The 19501-nt window shown below is 70.5% G+C and carries 14 protein-coding genes; 11 read left to right on the forward strand and 3 right to left on the reverse strand.

Going from position 1 to position 19501, the window contains the following annotated elements:
• Positions 1-8 precede the first annotated feature (8 nt).
• The gene (locus ACWCQK_RS27195) at positions 9-533 is read right to left on the reverse strand and encodes a TerD family protein (protein WP_451159210.1); all 525 of its coding nucleotides are present in this window, start codon (positions 531-533) and stop codon (positions 9-11) included.
• Positions 534-686: 153 nt separating this feature from the next.
• On the opposite strand from ACWCQK_RS27195, the gene ACWCQK_RS27200 reads away from it, so the two are divergent.
• The 3 genes from ACWCQK_RS27200 (at position 687) to ACWCQK_RS27210 (ending at position 2988) form a co-directional block, all read left to right on the forward strand.
• On the forward strand, positions 687-1292 hold the full coding sequence (locus tag ACWCQK_RS27200; protein WP_451159212.1) for a YdbC family protein: 606 nt from the start codon (positions 687-689) through the stop codon (positions 1290-1292).
• Between the two features lie 118 nt (positions 1293-1410).
• Positions 1411-2070, forward strand: coding sequence for a histidine phosphatase family protein (locus ACWCQK_RS27205; protein ID WP_451159214.1), 660 nt, complete (start codon positions 1411-1413; stop codon positions 2068-2070).
• A 12-nt stretch (positions 2071-2082) separates the two neighbouring features.
• Entirely contained in the window at positions 2083-2988 is a 906-nt protein-coding gene (locus ACWCQK_RS27210) for an ADP-ribosylglycohydrolase family protein (RefSeq protein WP_451159216.1), read from the forward strand.
• A gap of 466 nt (positions 2989-3454) precedes the next feature.
• Here the strand turns inward: ACWCQK_RS27210 and ACWCQK_RS27215 are convergent, their stop codons facing one another.
• Positions 3455-5002 carry an MFS transporter gene (locus ACWCQK_RS27215; RefSeq protein ID WP_451159218.1) on the reverse strand — a complete coding sequence of 516 codons (1548 nt, stop codon included), beginning with the start codon at positions 5000-5002 and terminating at the stop codon, positions 3455-3457.
• A 187-nt stretch (positions 5003-5189) separates the two neighbouring features.
• Between ACWCQK_RS27215 and ACWCQK_RS27220 the strand changes: the two genes are divergently transcribed.
• From ACWCQK_RS27220 to ACWCQK_RS27230, 3 genes are all read left to right on the forward strand, one after another.
• Positions 5190-5813 (forward strand): TetR/AcrR family transcriptional regulator, encoded by a 624-nt coding sequence (locus ACWCQK_RS27220; protein ID WP_451159220.1) that lies wholly within the window; start codon positions 5190-5192, stop codon positions 5811-5813.
• A gap of 82 nt (positions 5814-5895) precedes the next feature.
• Positions 5896-6597: a ribonuclease HII gene (locus ACWCQK_RS27225; RefSeq protein WP_451159222.1), complete on the forward strand. Its 702-nt coding sequence runs from the start codon at positions 5896-5898 to the stop codon at positions 6595-6597.
• Positions 6598-6665: 68 nt separating this feature from the next.
• Positions 6666-7307, forward strand: a complete 642-nt coding sequence (locus tag ACWCQK_RS27230; protein ID WP_451159224.1) for a hypothetical protein — start codon at positions 6666-6668, stop codon at positions 7305-7307.
• A 408-nt stretch (positions 7308-7715) separates the two neighbouring features.
• Here ACWCQK_RS27230 and ACWCQK_RS27235 read toward each other — a convergent pair whose 3' ends face one another.
• Positions 7716-8336: a hypothetical protein gene (locus ACWCQK_RS27235; protein WP_451159226.1), complete on the reverse strand. Its 621-nt coding sequence runs from the start codon at positions 8334-8336 to the stop codon at positions 7716-7718.
• A gap of 907 nt (positions 8337-9243) precedes the next feature.
• Here ACWCQK_RS27235 and ACWCQK_RS27240 point away from each other — a divergent pair.
• The 5 genes from ACWCQK_RS27240 to ACWCQK_RS27260 all read left to right on the forward strand — a co-directional run bounded on the left by ACWCQK_RS27240 (position 9244) and on the right by ACWCQK_RS27260 (position 19358).
• Complete coding sequence (locus ACWCQK_RS27240; RefSeq protein WP_451159228.1) at positions 9244-11403, forward strand: RecQ family ATP-dependent DNA helicase; 2160 nt, start codon at positions 9244-9246, stop codon at positions 11401-11403.
• Positions 11404-11644: 241 nt separating this feature from the next.
• Entirely contained in the window at positions 11645-13294 is a 1650-nt protein-coding gene (locus ACWCQK_RS27245) for a DUF4192 domain-containing protein (RefSeq protein WP_451159230.1), read from the forward strand.
• Positions 13295-14151: 857 nt separating this feature from the next.
• Entirely contained in the window at positions 14152-16071 is a 1920-nt protein-coding gene (locus ACWCQK_RS27250; RefSeq protein ID WP_451159232.1) for a glycogen debranching N-terminal domain-containing protein, read from the forward strand.
• Between the two features lie 140 nt (positions 16072-16211).
• Positions 16212-16961 (forward strand): NUDIX hydrolase, encoded by a 750-nt coding sequence (locus tag ACWCQK_RS27255; RefSeq protein WP_451159234.1) that lies wholly within the window; start codon positions 16212-16214, stop codon positions 16959-16961.
• Between the two features lie 138 nt (positions 16962-17099).
• Positions 17100-19358, forward strand: a complete 2259-nt coding sequence (locus tag ACWCQK_RS27260) for an ATP-binding cassette domain-containing protein (protein ID WP_451159236.1) — start codon at positions 17100-17102, stop codon at positions 19356-19358.
• Positions 19359-19501: the final 143 nt, after the last annotated feature.

The following is a 19501-nucleotide window of genomic DNA, read 5'->3' on the forward strand; positions in this document are numbered from 1 at the left end:
GCCGACCGCTACGCGCGGCCCATGGTCCTGGTGAAGGTCGTGGGATCGTCGTCGAAGCCCTCGACACCGGGGTGGAAGGTCCACTCTCCGGAGGAGTCGCGGACGAACTCCGCGACCGTGGCCGCCGTAGCGCCGAGGACGGTGCCGAAGTCGTCCTCGGCCAGGACCGAGTAGCCCTCCCGTATGCGCATCCCCGGGTTGAGCACGCCCACGAACGTGCGCTCGGCGGAACGCTGCTGGATGACGACGCCGACCACCACGCGCGCGTACCGCGCGTCGAGCCGGTCGAGCTCCAGGGTCATGACCTCGTCCCAGCCGAAACCCTTGCCGTCCTTGCTGTCCCGGTTGAGGTAGATCGTGCCGTCGGGGGAGCGGCTGTCGAAGTAGACGACGTAGGCAGGGGCGCCATGGGGATCGCCCGTGACATACGTCGCGGCGACGATGTCCAGGTCGGTGGGCGCCTCCCCTGGCGCGCTCGGGTCCCACTTCAGCGCGACTTCGACCTTCCGGATGCTCTTGTTGAGGCCGCTCACCGGACTCCCCTTCCCCGTGTCACCGAAGCCCTCGGACCGAACTGCCCATTCGCCGGGGCCGGTTGCCCATCCTGCCACGCGCGCGTGGTGATCGCGTGGCTGCTCTCGGCCGGACAGTGACGGGTGCCACGCTCAGGGCCGTACGATGGCGCGGTGCTGGTCAAGTGGATTCGCTGCACCGTGGTGGACCGCCGCGGCTTCGAGCGGGGGCAGCGAAAGTGGGCGGGGCTACTGGGAGAGCCGGGATTCCGGGGACAGGGCGGAGGCTGGAGCAGGGGGCGGCCCTCGGTGGCGCATGTCTTCGCCTTCTGGGAGAGCCGTGCCTTCTACGACTCCTTCATGGCCCGCTCCCACGATCGGCTCGCGACGGCCCAGGCCGGCACGTTCAAGGATTCCCAGGTCAAGCTGTTCGACCACCGCTTCGACGTGAAGACCGGCTTCGAACCGCGTTTCACGGACGCCGACCTCATCAGGGTGGCCCTGTGCCGCGTTCATGAGGAGCGCGCCGAGCACTTCACCCTCATGCAGGAGAAGGTCTGGAATCCCGCCATGGCCGGCTCGCCCGGGATGGTCCGTGGGCTTTTCGGCGAGGCGCCGGGCCAGGAGTTCCTGGTGCTCTCCATGTGGCGCTCGCAAGCCGAGCACGGCAAGTACCGCACCGAGCGGGTGGAGCGTCTCGCCCTGCGGGCCCAGCTGGAGGCGGATGTCGCCGCCCTGACCGGGGACATCGTGGAGATGGAACCGAGCTGGACGGTGTGATCTCCCGTACGGTCGATCATGTGCCCTTGTGCGGCCCCTGAGCGGTATCTGTGTGACCTACGCCGTATGGAGGCCGTAGGAGTCTTCGATCGGCCGTCACTAGATCTAGGGTCTTGGCATGGCACGACCACGGCGCATCGTCCTTGTCCGGCACGGCGAGTCAACGGGCAATGTTGATGACACCGTCTACGAGCGTGAGCCCGACCACGCCCTGGCCCTGACGGAACGGGGGTGGCGACAGGCCGAGGAGACCGGCAAACGGGTGCGCGAGGTGTTCGGCCGCGAACCTGTCAGTGTGTACGTCTCCCCGTACCGCCGTACCCACGAGACGTTCCGTGCGTTCCACCTGGACCCCGAGCTCATACGGGTGCGCGAGGAGCCCCGGCTGCGCGAGCAGGACTGGGGAAACTGGCAGGACCACGACGACGTACGTCTGCAGAAGGCCTACCGGGACGCTTACGGGCACTTTTTCTTCCGCTTCCCTCAGGGAGAGTCCGGCGCCGACGTGTACGACCGGGTCGGCGGCTTCCTGGAAAGCCTCTTCCGTAGTTTCGAGGACCCCGACCATCCGCCGAACGTGCTGCTGGTGACCCACGGCCTGGCCATGCGCCTGTTCTGCATGCGCTGGTTCCACTGGACGGTCGCGGATTTCGAGTCGCTGTCGAACCCGGGGAACGCGGAGATGCGGATGCTCGTTCTGGGGGACGACGGCAAATACACGCTTGACCGGCCGTTCGACCGTTGGCGAGATCCGGAACCGTACGGGATCACCGGATAGAGTGGCAGAGCGATGACCGCTGATTCCTCACACGACGGGCGCCTGGACCGCGCCCTGGCAAGCCTGCGCGGACTGGCGGTGGGGGACGCGCTGGGATCGCAGTTCTTCGTGCCGGTGAACTATCCGCTGCTCAAGCAGCGCGAGCTGCCGCCCGGCCCCTGGCAGTGGACCGACGACACGGAGATGGCCTGCTCCGTCGTCACCGTCCTGGCCGCGCACCACCGCATCGACCAGGACGCCCTGGCGCTCTCCTTCGCCGAACGCCACGACTTCGACCGCGGGTACGGGCCGGCGGTCAACCGACTGCTGCGCCTGGTCCGGGAAGGCGGCGACTGGCGCGAACTGGCTGCCGCGCTCTTCAACGGGCAGGGATCGTGGGGCAACGGCGCCGCGATGCGGATCGCACCTCTGGGCGCCTACTACGCGGACGATCCCGAGCAGGCGACCCACCAGGCGGAGATCTCCGCCTACCCGACGCACCAGCACCGTGAGGCCGTCGTCGGCGCCATGGCCGTCGCCGCGGCTGCCGCGCTGGCCGGCGCCCCCGCCGGGCCGCCCAGCCCCGAGGCACTCCTCGACGGCGTCATCGCGCTCGTGCCCAGGAGCGCCGTCGGCGCGGGCCTGCGGCGCGCCCGGGACATGCTGGACTACGACGACGCGGCCACGGTCGCGGCCGTGCTGGGCTCCGGGCGGCGTACGACCGCCCATGACACCGTGCCGTTCGCCATCTGGTCGGCCGCGCGAGCGCTGGGCGACTACGAACGGGCCTTCTGGACTACCGCACAGGTCGGCGGGGACGTGGACACGACCTGCGCCATCGTGGGCGGGGTGCTGGCCTCGGGGAAGGCGGGGGCCCCGCCGTCGGGCTGGCTGGAGCAGACGGAGGCGGTGCCCGGCTGGGTTCCGACGTCCGTCTGACACGGTCCGTCGGATTTGATGGGCGCAACGGTGTGCGACGGCCCGACAGAGGCGCCGGTTTCACGGTGCGCGCAACGTCGGTCCGTGGCTCTCGGCGTCACGGTGCGCGTCGGTCCTGGTCAGTGCGCGGTTCGAGAGGCTCATTGCAGGGTTGCCCGGCTCGTGTCCTGCCCGCTTCGAGGTGGACCGCACACCGGATGTGAACTCTCCGCGACTGTCGGAACTCTCCGTGTCTGATGGGAACTCTGCGTGACCGTCCGCTCGTTCTTCTGACATCCGGTGCGACGTATGGGGGCGCACAGGCAAGTGGCAGGGGAGCGGTGCGGGGGAGGCGGGGATGTGGCTGGTGTTCGTGATGCTCGCGGTTGCCGTGTACGCGACGGTATGGGTGACCGGACCGACGGCTCTGCCGCCATCCTCTCGGACGTGGTCCGGTCACCCGTGGCACCGTGCGGGCCCGACGGGATCAGCCGGCCGTGGGGCCGGCCGTTCCCGCCAGTGCCTCCAGGTCGCTCTTGCGGACCCGGATCACCAGCCCCGCGGTCACCAGGGCGAGCAGGGCCATGGCGGCTGCCGGGATGAAGGCGGTGGAGATGCCCTGGGCGAGCACGTCGTGGCCCCAGGGGGCGGGCAGTTGGTGCGTCTTCGCGAACTCCGCCTTCTGTTCGGCGGAACCGTCGGCCAGGAACTTCGGCAGTTGCTTCTCCGCCTCGTTCTTGCTGGCCGTGCCGAACACGGTCGTCAGGATGGACAGACCGAGCGAACCGCCCACCTGCTGTGTGGCGTTGAGCAGTCCCGACGCCGCGCCCGCCTCGTGCTGGGCGACCCCGGAGACCGCGGTGACCGTCACCGTGACGAAGTTCAGGCCCATCCCGAAGGCGAACACCAGCATCGGGCCCAGGATGCCGCCCACGTAGGTGCTGTCGGGACTGATGAGGGTCTGCCAGGCCAGTCCGATCGCCACCAGGGCGGAGCCGGTGAGCAGGAACGGCTTGGGGCCGAGAACGGGCAGGAAGCGTTGCGACAGACCCGCGCCGAGCGCGATCGCGAACGTCACGGGAAGGAAGGCGACGCCTGCCTTGATCGGGCTGTAGTCCAGTACGTTCTGCACGAACAGCACGATGTAGAAGAACATGCCGAACATCGCCGCGGCCAGGCTCAGCATGATCACGTAGGTGCCGGAACGGTTGCGGTCGGTGAACATCCTCAGCGGGGTGATCGGTTCCTTCGCCCGCCTCTCGACGAACACGAAGGCCAGCAGCAGGACCACCGCGACCCCGAAGGAGCCACGGGCGAGACCGTCCCGCCAGCCCTCCTCGGCCGCCCGGATGAAGCCGTACACCAGGGATGCCATTCCCACCGTCGAGGTCAACGCCCCCGCGATGTCGAAGCGTCCCGGGTGTCGTTCCGACTCGCTGATGTACAGCGGGGTCAGCACGGCGATCAGCACACCGATCGGCACGTTGACGAAGAGCACCCACCGCCAGTCGAGCCATTCGGTGAGCATGCCGCCCGCGAGCAGGCCGATGGCTCCGCCGCCCGCGGACACCGCGGCGAAGACGCCGAAGGCCCGGTTGCGTTCCGGTCCCTCCGGGAAGGTGGTGGTGATGAGCGCCAGCGAGGTGGGCGACGCGATCGCGCCACCCACGCCCTGGAGAGCGCGTGCCGCGAGCAACTGCCAGGGCTCTTGGGCGAGTCCGCCCAGCAGCGAGGCGAAGGTGAAGAGCAGGATGCCGGACATGAACACCCGGCGGCGACCCAGGATGTCACCCGCCCGGGCGCCCAGCAGCAGCAGACCGCCGAAGGTGAGCGTGTAGGCGCTGACCACCCAGGTGAGATCGGTCGTGCTGAACTTGAGCGCGTCTTGAATGTGCGGGAGAGCGATGTTCACAATCGTCGCGTCGAGTACCACCATGAGTTGGCAGGCCGCGATGACGGTGAGCGCTATGCCGGGATGCCCCTCCCGGCGAGCCGCTCCTGGCTTCTGGTTCTGAACCAACTGAGAGGTTGTCACTATGGGTCCCCCACAAGTGCCTTAGTGAACGCTCGCGTTCACTGTCGCGTCAACGGTAGTGAGTCCCCAGTAGTGAACGCAAGCGTTCACTTAACGCTTTGTCGCCCGGCCTGTCCCCCTTCGCTGCCGTGCGGCTCGTGCCCCGTCCCCGGAACACCCGCTTCCCCTGCTCGTTGGAGACGCTCAGATGGATACTTCGCGCTGGACAGCCGCCCCCGCTCGGTCGGCCTCCCTCCGCCGGCGCGGTGCCGTGCTCGAACGCGCGATCCTCGATGCCGCGCTGGAGCAGCTCGGCACGGTCGGCTGGAACGGCCTCACGATGGAAGGCGTCGCCGCCGGCGCCCAGACGGGGAAAGCCGCGGTCTACCGACGCTGGCCGTCGAAGGAGGACCTGGTCGCGGACGCGCTACAGGCCGGGCTGCCACGCCTGGACGCGGCTCCCGACCTGGGAAGCGTGCGCTCGGACCTGGTCGCGCTGTGTACACAAGCGCGCGACGCGATGTTCTCGCGCCCCGGTTTCGCACTGCGTTCGGTGATTCACGAATGCGATCACGCCCAGGCTGAGCGCTTCCATGCGGTGATCGTCGGCGGAGTCGTCGAGCCGACCATAAAGCTCCTGAGGGAGGTCATCGAGCACGGAATCGAGCGAGGCGAGGTGCGGCCGGACGGGGTGAACGGATACGTCCTCGATGCCATTCCGGCCATGATGATGTATCGCTCGAAGATGTGCGCGAGCGAATGGGCCGACCGGGACATCGAGGAGATGATCGACCAGTTGATGGTGCCGTTGCTACGTCCGCACAACGACTGAGGGCGGGCCGCGGCGCCGGTGCGGGAGCCCGAGCGAACCAGGGTGTCGCGCAGGGATCGGGGCGGCGTAGGCTAAGGGCGCCATGCCGTACGAACCACCTACCCACACCGTCGAGCGCTCCCTCCGCGCCACGACCGGAGCGAAGGTCATTGCCGGTGTCGACGAAGTGGGGCGCGGTGCGTGGGCCGGTCCCGTCACCGTCTGCGCGGCGGTCACCGGACTGCGCCGGGCTCCGCAAGGGCTTACCGACTCGAAGCTGCTCACCGTCAAACGACGCAACGAACTCGCCCTGGAACTCAGGACGTGGGTGATGTCGTACGCCTTGGGGCACTCCTCTCCGGAGGAGATCGACAACCTGGGCATGACAGCGGCACTACGCCTCGCGGCGGGTCGTGCCCTCGATGCCCTTCCGGTCCGTCCCGACGCGGTGATCCTGGACGGGAAGCACGACTACCTCGGTGCTCCCTGGAAAGTCCGCACGGTCATCAAGGGTGACCGGTCGTGCGTGGCGGTCGCTGCTGCTTCGGTCATCGCCAAGGTTCAGCGCGACAAAATGATGGCCGAACTGGGTATCGACCATGCAGACTTCGGTTTCGCGGACAACGCCGGGTATCCGTCGCCCGTGCACAAGGCCGCACTGGAGGAACGGGGACCCACCCCCTACCACCGGTTGTCCTGGGCGTATCTTGATGCGCTGCCCCAGTGGCGGCATCTCAAGAAGGCCCGCATCTGGGCGGACGGACGCGGTCCGGAGATCGAGGGTCAGCTCGGCTTCGACTTCTGACGACTCCGCTCGCACTGATGTGTCACCCGCTGGCGCGAGCCGCACCAATGTTTGATAAATAACAGCTCATGCCTCTCATTCCCGAGGAGCCTCAGATTCACGAGAGTGTCCAGGGTCCCCGCGCCACTCCGGCCAGCAGCCGTACCGCGCCGACCCCCCGCCCCGTACCCGGCCCCCGCCCCGCGGCTCCATCGCGCCCCGGCCGTCCCGGACCTCTCCGGCCCGCGCCGCCGGTGCAACGTACTCCGCGCGACGCGGCCGGGTCCAAGCCCGAACCGTCGGGTCCTGTCACCCCTGCCCCTGCCCCTTCTGTCGCGGCGGCTCCGCAGCTCCAGCTGATCCCGGCCACGGTCGAGGGTGCGCTCGAAGCCGCGGACGAGGCCGTGGACCTGCTCCTGGACTCGGGCCGTCTTCCCGGTGAGATTCTTGTGATCACCACCGGCGATCCGCACCCCTGGGCCGCGCACGAGCTGTCCTTCGGTGAAGCTTCGTACTGGGCGCAGCAGGACGCACGCGACGACGTGTTCTACGCCGACGCCGCCATCGCGGCGCGCGCGGGATCGCGTCCCGTGGTCGTCGTGGCCGTCAACGCCGGCCCCGGCGCCGCTGCCGCTGCCGCCCTGTCGTCGGCTCATGCCAAGGCCGGTGCCCTGTTGATCGTCTGCGGTGACCCTCAGCAGATCAACGCGGTGCTGAGCGAGGGCGTCTGAGCCGTATCCGCCGGTCTCGGTGTAGGCCGAGAGCGACGGAGGTGCCGTCGTGGCGGCACTCGCACGGTGGGCGTTTTCGTATGCCCGGACAGCTGTGGGTGTAGTGGGCGCACGCTGTGGGCATGCGCCTCCGCCCGGCCCGGCTTCCTGGCGTGAGGCGCGTGTCCTCACTGGACGGCCGGCTCGCGTGGGTCGGTGCTCGGCCGCCGGTCCGGGGCGTGTTAATCCACAGTCGGCTGCGTCATGGCACGTCGCTGCGGCAGCCTGATGCCAGGCACTGCCACCGACGGGGCTCGACGGGGCTCTGGCTCCGTGACATGCCCGGCCGTGCGCCCCGCAGGCAGGCCCTGCGTGGCGTACGCACGTGTCCGCCACGCTGGGGGTGAAGCTCCGCCTATCGGTCTTGGTTCAGCGGGCGGCGGCGCGGAGCAGGACCTCCGACGCGGCGCCACCGGTGCGCGGCAGCAGTGGCGGCGCCTCGGACAGACCGAAAGGCTCGGGCGCCGAGTCGGTATGGGGGCGACGGCCGCCGCGGCCCTCGCCGAGGACCTGCCAGCCGTCGTGCGTCAGCGTGATGTACGCCCCGCAGCGCAGTCCGTGCAGCGTGCAGGCGTCGCGCAGCCCCCACATCCACGCGCCGTCCTCTTCCGTCCAGCGCGCGTCGCCCTCACGGCAGTAGAGCAGTACGGCGGTGCGTACCGGGGTGCGGCGCCGCAGGTCGTGCGGGATCACCTTGCGCAACTGGGCGAGCAGCGCGTTGCGGAGCATCCAGCCGTCGGCCGGAGTCGAACGACGAGTGAACGAGGCACTGGCCCGCACGCGTTCGTCGGGGTCGAGCACCGCCACGATCGCGGTCTCCGACTTGGGGCGGTGCCGGGAATGGAGGCCACTGACGACCTCTCGGGGGTTGCGCAGCAGCGGAATCCCGGCGGCGGCCCACTCCGCGGGTTCGAGCAGACGGCTGGCGGACGCGGCGGACGTGGATGTCGACAACGATGCCGCCGAGGACGGAGCGAATCCGAAGGTCACGGTCCTCCCTTCGGCTACGCGCCCACACTGCGGGCGGGTCGGATTCGGGGGAACGCACACCGCAGCAGAGCCCTACCTGATCACGGACGAGCCGTGCGGGGAGCGGACTTCAATTCTTCCTGTCGAACTGGGATGCGGCAACGAGCAATTGGGGCCACCGACCCGTATGTGATGCTGTGTGGCTTATATCCCTACCCCGTGTTTCACCCCATGATACGAGAGACGCCAGCGTGTGACGCGTCCGACCCTGATCGGGCGGTGAGGCGTACAGGACTCGAACGAGTGCGGTGATGCGGCCGTGAGGGCTCGCCTCTCCTTCTCGGGTAAGGGCGGCGGGGGAGTAGTAGGACGGTCGACGAGGTCCGCGGCGAGGCTGGGCGGCAGGGTCGGCCCTACGGCCGAGCGCCCTGACGTGCTCGACTCTGTCAGCGGTCACGGCACCCACCGAGCGCTGTGGGGCGGTCCGCCATTGTCCGACAGTCACCCCACGCCCCGCCGGGAAGCAACCTGCTGGGCGGCGGGAATCCGTCGCCCACGGTGAATTTCACACCTGCGCAGTTGTCACGCCGGTCACAGGGCTCGGCGTCCTCGTCGTCCGGCGCCGGCGCCGGAGGTGCGCCATCCGCGGGTTCTTGTGGCGCGCTTCCTCCTGGATCGCCCACCTCGTCCTGGGCGTAGTCGCTTATGGCTTAACCGTCGTGCCGCGCGCGCTCGCGCATGGCCTACCTGTCGTCCCGCGCGTACTTGCGCAGCTCCTACGCGGCCCCCGCACCCCGCATGTACTCACATACGGCCCACGCCTGCGTGCGCTCGCGCATCGCCCGCCGCTCGGACGTGCCGCCGCGCCGACCGGTGGTCACGCTGGGTGAGCTGGCCCATTGTCCTTGCGATCGGGTTGCATGGGGGTATGGACAACCTGGAGCTCCGCGCTGAAGCCGACGCAATCCTCGCTGAGCTCGTCGGTGACCCAGGGGGTTCGGCGCGGCTGAGGGACGACCAGTGGCAAGCAGTCGCCGCGCTGGTGGAGGATCGACGCCGCGCACTGGTGGTGCAGCGCACCGGCTGGGGCAAGTCGGCGGTCTACTTCGTCGCCACCGCGCTGCTGCGGCGGCGCGGATCCGGCCCTACGGTGATCATCTCGCCGCTGCTGGCGCTGATGCGCAACCAGGTCGATTCGGCGGCGCGGGCCGGCATCCAGGCGCGCACCATCAACTCGGCCAACCCGGAGGAATGGGACACCATCTACGGGGAGGTCGAGCGCGGCGAGACGGACGTCCTCCTCGTAAGTCCGGAACGCCTCAATTCTGTTGATTTCCGCGAGCAGGTACTGCCCAAGCTCGCGTCAACGACCGGTCTCCTCGTGGTCGATGAGGCGCACTGCATCTCCGACTGGGGACACGATTTCCGCCCCGACTACCGCAGGCTGCGGGCGATGCTCGCCGAGCTCTCACCAGGTGTGCCGGTGCTGGCGACCACCGCGACCGCCAACGCCCGAGTCACCGCGGATGTGGCCGAGCAGCTCGGCACGGGGGCCGGTGAGGCGTTGGTGCTGCGCGGCCCGCTGGAGAGGGAAAGCCTGCGCCTGGGCGTGGTGCAGCTGCCGGACGCGGCCCACCGCCTGGGCTGGCTCGCTCAGCACCTCGACGAACTCCCGGGCTCCGGGATCATCTACACCCTCACCGTGGCCGCGGCCGAGGAAGCCACCGCCTTCCTGCGGCAACGCGGTTTCAACGTCGCCCCCTACACGGGCAAGACGGAGAACGCCGACCGGCTGCAGGCTGAGGTCGACCTCCAGGAGAACCGGGTCAAGGCGCTGGTCGCCACTTCCGCGCTCGGCATGGGATTCGACAAACCGGATCTGGGCTTCGTGATCCATCTCGGCTCGCCGTCCTCGCCGATCGCCTACTACCAGCAGGTCGGCCGCGCCGGCCGCGGTGTGGAGCACGCCGATGTGCTGCTGCTGCCGGGCAAGGAGGACGAGGCGATCTGGCGCTACTTCGCCGATACCGCGTTTCCGCCCGAGGCCCAGGTTCGCCAGACGCTTTCGGCCCTCGCCGACGCGGGACGGCCGCTGTCCCTGCCGGCGCTGGAAGCGGTCGTGGAGCTCCGGCGTACCCGACTGGAGACCATGCTCAAGGTGCTCGACGTCGACGGGGCCGTCAAGCGGGTGAAGGGCGGCTGGACCTCCACCGGCCGGGAGTGGACCTACGATGCCGAGCGCTACGCCTGGGTCGCCAGACAGCGTGCGGCCGAGCAGCAGGCCATGCGTGACTACGTGAGCACGTCCGGGTGTCGGATGGAGTTCCTGCGTCGGCAACTGGACGACGAAGGGGCGACCGCGTGCGGCCGGTGTGACAACTGCGCGGGCGTCTGGGCCGATCCCTCCGTTTCGGCGGAGATGCTGACGGGCGCGACGAAGGAACTGGACCGCCCGGGTGTGGAGGTCGAACCGCGCCGCATGTGGCCCACGGGGATGGCCGCACTGGGCATCGACCTCAAGGGGCGTATCCCGGCCAAGGAGCAGAGTTCCACCGGGCGGGCCCTGGGGCGTCTCTCGGACATCGGCTGGGGCAACCGTCTGCGCCCCCTGCTGGCCGAGAACGCGCCCGATGCGCCGGTCCCGGACGATGTTCTTCAGGCCGCGGTGGCGGTGCTCGCGGATTGGGCTCGCTCGGCCGGTGGCTGGGCGCCGAATGTTCCGGACGCCTCCGCCCGACCGGTGGGAGTCGTCGCCGTTCCGTCCCTGACCCGCCCGCAACTGGTCGGCTCCCTGGCCCAGGGCATCGCCACCGTCGGCCGTCTCCCCTTCCTCGGAACCCTGACGCACACCGGACCGAGCGGCGCGCACGCGCCGCGTCGAAGCAATTCCGCCCAGCGTCTCAGGGTGCTGTCCGGCGCCTTCGCCGTTTCGGAGGAACTCGCCGGCGCCCTGGCCGCTGCTCCCGGCCCTGTGTTGCTGGTGGACGATTACACGGACTCCGGCTGGACCCTCGCGGTCGCCGCCCGCCTGCTCCGTCAGGCAGGTGGCGCGGGCGTACTGCCGTTGGTCCTTGCCACGGCGGGCTGAGGGTCCCGGCTGAGGGTTTTGGGCTCCATCGATCACAGTCGAGCGCTCCACCGGTCTCGGTCCCCGTTCTCCGCCGGTCATAGCCCCCGTTCTCGACCGGTCACGGCCCCGTTCTTGACGGGTCACGGTCGCGCGCTCCTCCGCCCATGGTCCGGCACTCGACCGATCGTCATGACGTGTCCCTGGTGGAAGTTATCCACAGGGCAAAACGGGATCTCGGGATTCGCGAGATCGTCAGCGCATGACGAATCACGGCGAAACGACTGGATCGTTCGAAAGCGGCGACATGGCGCGAGACGCGGAAATGGGACATGCCGCATTCGAGGGCCCGACAGCCACGCACCAGGTCACCCTGCGCACCCCGGCCGAACTGGCCGACGCACTGCCCTATCTGCTCGGGTACCGCCCCGAGGACAGCATCGTCCTGGTCGCTCTGCACGACAAGGGCGGCCGGGGTCGGTTCGGCGGCCGGGCGCGGCTCGGAATTCCGGCCGGCTCCGACGACTGGGCCTCCGCGGCCCGGCAGTTGGCGCAGGGACTGGTGACGGGCAGCGAGCGCAGGGGCGCCAGGCCCGAGCAGATGGTCGCCTACCTCTGTCAGGAGCCGGGGAAGGGCGAGTCCGGCCGGCAGGTCATGGAACGGCTTCAGCCCCTCGCCCAGCGCATCCGTGTCGAATGCGGTCTCCTCGACGTGCCGGTCATCGAAGCGCTGTGCATCTCGGACGGTCGCTTCTGGTCGTACTGCTGCACAGGCGAGGCGTGTTGTCCGGCCGAAGGCGTCGCGATGGGCCTGCCCGGCACCTCGGTGCTGGCTGCCGCGGCCACCTATGCCGGCGTTCAGGTGCGCGGCACGCTGCGAGAACTGCGAGCCAGGCTGCTGCCCTGGGAGACGGAGGCCGCGCTCGATCAGGAGGCCGCCCTGGACGGCGCCAGCAGGAACCTGGTCCCCAGGATCCTGGACGACACGAGCCGTGCCTGTGTGGCCGACGAGACCCTGACGCTGGCCGAAAGGGTCATGCGGCGCTACGCCGAGGCGTCCACGGTCTCCGGAACGCTCATGGCCGACGACCGCGACGACGAACTGCTGGGACACGACGAGGCCGCGGCGCTGATTCTCGGCCTTCAGGACCGTACGACCCGCGACTGTGCGGCGGCGTGGATGGAGGGCGACGAGGCCGTCCCGGCGCTCCGGCTCTGGCGCGCGCTGGCCCGCCGCTGTGTCGGGTCCTACGGCGAACACGCTGCCGCGCCCCTCACACTGGCGGGTTGGGTCGCCTGGTCGACCGGCGACGACCTGGAGGCGAGGGAGGCCCTGGCCATGGCGTTGGGCGCCGACCCGGGCTATCTCTTTGCTCGACTCCTGCACCAGGCCTGCAACGAGGGCTTGGACCCGGAGTCGGTGCGCCGCTGCCTGCGAACCGAGCGCGCGGAACGCGGGAACCGTGGCCGTCCTGCGGCTGAGCCGATGGTCGAAAGGGAACCGGTGGACGACGACGCCTCGACGTCGGGGAACTATGACGTCCTGGCACCGAGCGATACGGCCGAGTCGGTGTCACGTGACGTGGCTGCGCCGGAGGTACGTGAGGCGACCGAGCCGGTGGTCAGTGAGGTGATTGAAGCGGTGTCCGGTGAGGTGACTGAAGCGGCGTCCGGTGACGCGGACGGCGCCGTCGCGAGTCACGCACCCGGTTCCCCGGTCACATCGGGAGCGCCCCCTCGCCGGCGACGCCGTACGCGTGGCGGTGCCGATGCCACAGAAGAGCGCCGCCACGGCGCGGCTCCGACGGGCAGTACGCGCCCACGGAATGCGGGAAAGGGCGCTGCGCGGTGTCGAAGCACCAGGACGGGAGGCACGACCCTTGGGCGCGGTGACACAGATAAGGAGGCATGACCAAAGGGGCATGCTCAGGGCAGGCAGAACCGCCATGGACGCATGAGCGACCGCTGGGACGCGCCTGTTGTCGTCGCCGTCGTCCTTGTGCAGGTGGCGGCGTCGGGGCGGGGCGGGGAGCCGACCGCGCCCCGGGGCCGCCGCAGGGTGGACCGCCGCACCGCCGCCATTAGGTGGGCTGTCCCATGGCGCCCGTGACCCAAGGGAGCCCGCCTCCGTTCACCTGAGTGGCGGAACGCATGGACGGTGCGCGCTGCCGCGCCCAGCTTCCGCCCCAGCCCTCCGCCCGGCGCCGCCCACGCCGGCGGCGCACAGAGCGCAGAAGAAGACACCCTATGCACCAGTCCACTCCGCCCTCAGTCGACGACGACCGCTTTGCCGCCGGGCGATCCACTCCGCCCCTATTTCCGGGCGCGGGCGCAGACACGGGTCCGCGGCCCGCAGACGAGTCCGGTGCAGAGCAGGACCGAACGTCCACCCAGACGAACCCGAACCCGAATGCGAACCAAGACGCAAACCGGGGCCAGAACCCAAATCAGGTCCAGGACTCAAACCAGGTCCCGAACACAGGCCGGACCCAGACCCCAGGGCCGAGCCAAAACCCCGGGCCGACCCAGAACCCAAACCAGGACCAGAACCATCCCCACACGCCCGCAGATCAAGACCGAACTCCCGGGCCCGCGAGCGCGGGCCCACCCCCGTTGCCCGCCGGCCGCGCGAAGCCGTCTTGGTCCAGGAGCCAGTCATGGTCTCCGTCGAACCAGGCACGGTCCACGTCCCAGTCATCGGGCCAGCCACCGTCCTCTCCGCCCCCGGCTCCTCGACGTGCCGCGGAGCTCCCTCCCACCCACACCGCGATGATCTGCGTGGCCCTCCCCGGACTCGTGATCTCGACCGAGCAGGCACAGTTGACCGGCCAGGGACTGGAGGGCTACTACCGTGCGGGTCGGCGCATTCTGTCCCGCTGTCAGGTCCGGGTGGCAGGCCGCGAACCGCTCGCGGTCCAGGCGCGGATGACCGCGGCCGACCAGTCGCGTTTCGTCGGGACCCTGTGTGTCTCCCCGGGCGCGGGCCCGGATCCGGACGTCGTCGTCGAGCGGATCCGCCACGCGGACGGCACGGAGCGGATCACCTTGCACAGCACGGCTCAGCGCCCGCTGCGTCTCCCGGTCGAGGTGGCTCTCGGTACGGACCTGGCCGACCTGGGGGCCATCGCGTCCGGTAAGCCGGGGCCCGAACTGTCCGCCAGCGTGCACGACTCCGGCCTGCGCTGGTCCTGTGCCTCCGGTACGTCGACGGTCACCGCGGACCCGCCACCCGCCGACGCGCTGGCCTCCGCGGGACTGTTGCGCTGGGAGATCGAACTGCCTCCGGGCGGAAGCACCACCCTGGAACTGCGGATCCGACCGGACGGCGCGGGACCTGTCCGAGCCGTGGGCCGCGCGGCGACGAGCCCGGTCGCCGCCGCGCGCGCGACCGGCGACCACCCGGGCGTGCAGGCATTGCTGCGCACGAGCGTCGAGGACCTCCAGGCGCTGCTGCTGCGCGACCCGGCGCATCCGTCCGACACCTACCTCGCGGCCGGGGTGCCCTGGCGCTGCGGCCTGGCTCCGGCCGAGGCACTGGCCGCGGCGCGGATGGCGCTGCCGCTCGGCACCCGACTCGCGGCGGGTACGCTGCGCGCCCTCGCTCGCACCCAACTCCTGGACCCCGGGGTGCGGTCCGGGATGATCCCCGGACCGCTGCGGGACGCGGGCCCACGCCTGCCGCCGGCCTGCTCGGCCACCGAGGCCACACTGCTGTTCCCGGTGCTGCTCGCCGAGGCCCGCCGCTGGGGGCTGCCCGCGCACGAGGTCGAGGAACTGCTGCCGGCGGCCGAGCGTTGTCTGACCTGGCTGCGGGCCACGGTGGGCGACGGCACCTACCTGTACGACCCGCAGACCGGAGTCCCCGCCCGCTGCGAGACGCAGGCCCACGCCCACCGCGCGGCGGTGCTCGGCGCCGACCTGCTCGACGCCTGTGGGCGGCCCGGTGGTGACGGGCTACGGCAATGGGCGAGGACACTGCGGCACGCGTTTCGGCAGGACTTCTGGGTCGAGCACCCCGGCGGCGGGCGCCCCGCGGTCGCACGCGCGGCGGACGGACGCCTCGTCGCGCACCTCGGCGCGTCGGTCGTCCACCTGCTCGACACAGGTCTGCTGGGCGGGGGCGAACTGGCGCCAGGGCTGCTCGACAAGGTGCGGACGGAACAACTCGCCCGCTTGCTCGGAGCCCCCGCCATGGACTCCGGCTGGGGACTGCGTGGGCTCGGTGTCAAGGAGGCGGGGTACAGCCCGTTCGGTCACCGCGGCGGCGCTGTGCGGGTCCAGGAGACAGTGATCGCCGTCGCCGGTCTGACCGCTGCGGGGTACGAGAAGGAGGCGACCTCACTGCTGCGCGGGGTGATGGCGGCGGCCGACGCCTTCGGTCACCGCTTGCCCGAGATGTACGCGGGCGAGCAGCGCACCGACGGGGGCGCTCCCGTGCCGCATCCCGCGGCCTGCCGTCCCGCCGCCACCGCGGCGGCCGCCGGGGTGTTGCTGCTCACCACCCTCGTCGGGATCCGCCCGGACGCCCCGGCGGGCACGGTCACGCTGCGTCCTGTGCGCAGCGCGCCCCTGGGCGAGATCGCTCTGACGGGCCTGCGGGTCGCGGGCGCACCCTTCTCCGTACGGGTCAGCAGACTCGGCCTCGCCATGGTGGAGGAGGCGGCTGTCGGGCTCCAGTTGGGAGTGTGACCTCGCAGGACGCCACGCCGTACGCCGCACGCCCGGCGCCCTGAACGGGCCGTTCGGCGCATTTCGAGCGGACTGGACCAGTCATCGATGCGGCCGACGAAGGGAGTGTTTATCGTCAGGCAGACGACTATGATCGCCGCATGCCCTACGACCCGTCAGCATTTCCGCCCTTCGCCGTCACCGTGGACCTGGTCGTGCTGACCGTGCGCCGCCATGCTCTGTGCGCGCTGGCGGTACGGAGGGGGGAAGCGCCGTTCCAGGGGCGGTGGGCACTTCCCGGCGGTTTCGTACGGGCCGACGAGGATCTGGCGCAGGCCGCGGCGCGCGAACTCGCCGAGGAAACCGGACTGCGCGCCCACGATCCCGCCCAGGACAACGGCGCTCATCTGGAACAGCTCGCCACCTACGGCGATCCCCAGCGCGACCCGCGGATGCGCGTGGTCAGCGTGGCCCACCTGGCGCTCGCCCCCGATCTGCCCGCTCCCCGGGCCGGTGGAGACGCCAGCAACGCACGGTGGGCACCCGTGGAGGAGTTGCTGGAACAGGGCGGCCACGGCCGGGACGGCGAACCGGTCGCGCCGCTCGCCTTCGACCACGCCCAGATCCTGTCCGACGGGGTGGAACGCGCTCGCTCCAAGATCGAGTACTCGTCGCTGGCCACGGCGTTCTGCCCCACCGAGTTCACCGTCGGTGAGCTGCGCCGTGTCTACGAAGCCGTGTGGGGCGTGGCGCTCGACCCGCGCAACTTCCACCGCAAGGTGACCGGTACGCCCGGCTTCCTGGTTCCCACCGGCGGTACCACGACCCGTCAGGGCGGTCGCCCGGCCCAGCTCTTCCACGCCGGCGGCGCCACACTGCTCAACCCCCCGATGCTCCGCCCCGAGGTCTGAGTTCGGCTCCGGCGAGCGCACTTCACACCGAGCCGGCGGCAGCCGCCGGGGCAGGAGAGCGAGCCAACCGGTCGTCCGCTGGCACTCTGCGCCCCGCGATGTCCAACAAAACGGACATAGCGCGCTATCTTGCTTCAGGTGATCCAGGCCTTCGGACTGACCAGCAACTCCCGCAAGGACCTTCCTCCCGCGGTCGAGGACGTCTCCTTCGAGGCGCGCACGGGCCGCGTCACCACGCTGCTCGAAGCGGCGGGTGCGGGCAGGACCGCGGCACTGAGACTCATGCTCGAACTCCAACAAGGCCGTGGCATCACCTACTTCAGAGGCCGCCCCCTGCACCGCATCCCTCACCCGTCGCGTGAGGTGGGTGTGCTGCTCGGAGACGTTCCGGGGCACCCGGCCCGTACGGTCCGCGGACACCTGCGGATGCTCTGCGCCGCCGCGGGCGTGTCGGCACGAAGGGCCGACGAAGTCCTCGAAGTCGTCGGCCTCGTCAGCCTGCGCGACGAACGCCTCGGCACCCTCTCGCGCGGCATGGACCGCCGTCTCGGCCTCGCCTGCGCTCTGCTCGCCGACCCGCACACCCTCGTACTCGACGGCCCCACGGAAGGTCTCTCCCCTCGCGAAAGCCGGTGGCTGCACGGGATGCTGCGCGCGCACGCCGACCAAGGCGGCACGGTCCTGTTCACGACCGCCGACCCCAAGGAGGCCGCCCGCACCGCCGACCGGATCGTGACGCTGGAGCAGGGCAGGGTCGTCGCCGACCAGGAGGCCGCGGACTTCGCCCGTACCCGGCTTCGCCCTCGCGTGGCCGTTCGCAGCCCGCATGCCGCTCGCCTAGCGGCTCTCCTCAGCAGGGAGGCCCGTACCGCCCGGCGCTCCGTCGAGGTGGTCGAGGACGGCGGTAACCGCCTCTCCGTCTACGGCAGTACCTGTGCCGACGTCGGCGAGACCGCGTTCCGCCACGGCATCCTCGTACACAAACTCGCCGACGAAGTCGGTGACATGGGCGCAGGGGCGGGGGCCGAGCCGACCGGTGACGGACTCGACGAGCGGGAGTCCGAGGCCGGTGGTTCTCCGGAGGAAATGGGCACCGTCCCTTCCGGCGCCGCCGTCACCGCCGCGGAGGGGCAGCGCGAGCCCGGCGCGGTCCATCCCGTCGACACGCTGCATCCCCCGGTCGACGAGCCGTCCTCTGCCGGAGTTCAACAGCTCACCGCCGACTCGCCGGTACCGTCCGCCTTCCCGTCGCCGCGACCCCGTGCGGGGATCGCCCCGGCCGCCCCCATCACCTGGGAGAAGCCCCACGCCATGGCCCAGGCGGAACAACCCGCCACCCCGGCCTCCGGCGACGCGGAGACGATGACTCCCGCCACGCCGGGTCCCGCCGAGGCATCCCCGGCTTCTTCCGCCGGCCCGCATCCTGCCGGACCGCATCCCGCCGGGACATCGCCGGTCCTCACCAGGGCTCCCGCGGTGGACGAGGCCGATCCGTCGACGCGCCCCATCGGTCACACCTCGCCCGTCACACCGGACGCGCCTGTCACGCTGACCCCCCTTCGCCCGCTCGAGACCGACGCGCGCGACACCCTGTCCGCTCTCCCGCCCCCGATCTCCGTCCGATCGGCCCCCAGCCCGCTCCGCCCCCTTCGCTACGAACTCCGCCGCGCCGCCGGCATCGGCACCGGGTTCCTGACGGCCGCCGCCGTGCTCGTCACCTCGGCTCTCGTCGCCGTACTCCTCGGCCGCGTCGGCCACACCCCGCAGGCGCGGCTGCTGGCGGCCTGGCCCCGGGAGCTGCCCCTGCCGCCCGCGGCGCTCGGCGCCGGACTGCTCGGTGCGCTCGCGTTCGGCGACGAGTTCCGCCACCCCGCCCTCGCGGTGGACCGTGGCACCGTGCCCCGCCGCCTCGGGCTGCTCGCCGCCAAACTGCTCGTCTCCGCCGTCACCGGGCTGATGCTGGCCGTTCTCACGGTGGGTTGCGACGCCGAAGTGCTCTATGTCGTATACGGACGGGAGCTCGCCCAGGTTCCCGCCGACTGGTTCTCTCTGGGAGTCAGTTGGATCGGGTTCGTGGTCGGCTGCGCCTGGGCCGGGGTCCTCGCCGCAGGCGTCTTCCGGTCCACGACCGGTGGGCTCGCGGTGGTGCTGGCCGTTCCGGTCGTCGTCGTACCGCTCGCACAAAAGATCGTGGAGGGACCGTCCGTGCGGAGCGCGGCCGGCCTCCCCGGCCGGCTGCGCGAGGTGTTCCTGTTGCAGTGGCCCTTCGGCGGAGAGCGATATCTGGCGGGTGCGGTCCAGGTCGTCGGTCAACCCGTCGGTGGTGCCCTGGCGTTGTCACTCACCGCGCTGCTCTGCGCGTATCTGCTCACGACCCTGCGGAGCAAGGGCCGATGATGGCCGTCCGCACGCTTCGATGTACGGCCTGCGCACAACTCCCCGGAGAAAGCCCATTTCTTTCCGATAAGGCGTCAATTGCGACGGGGTGAGCGATCACCCTTTCGTGTGCTTTTCACCAAAGACCTCAAGGGAGTTGGAGA

Source organism: Streptomyces sp. NPDC002306, from assembly GCF_053593435.1.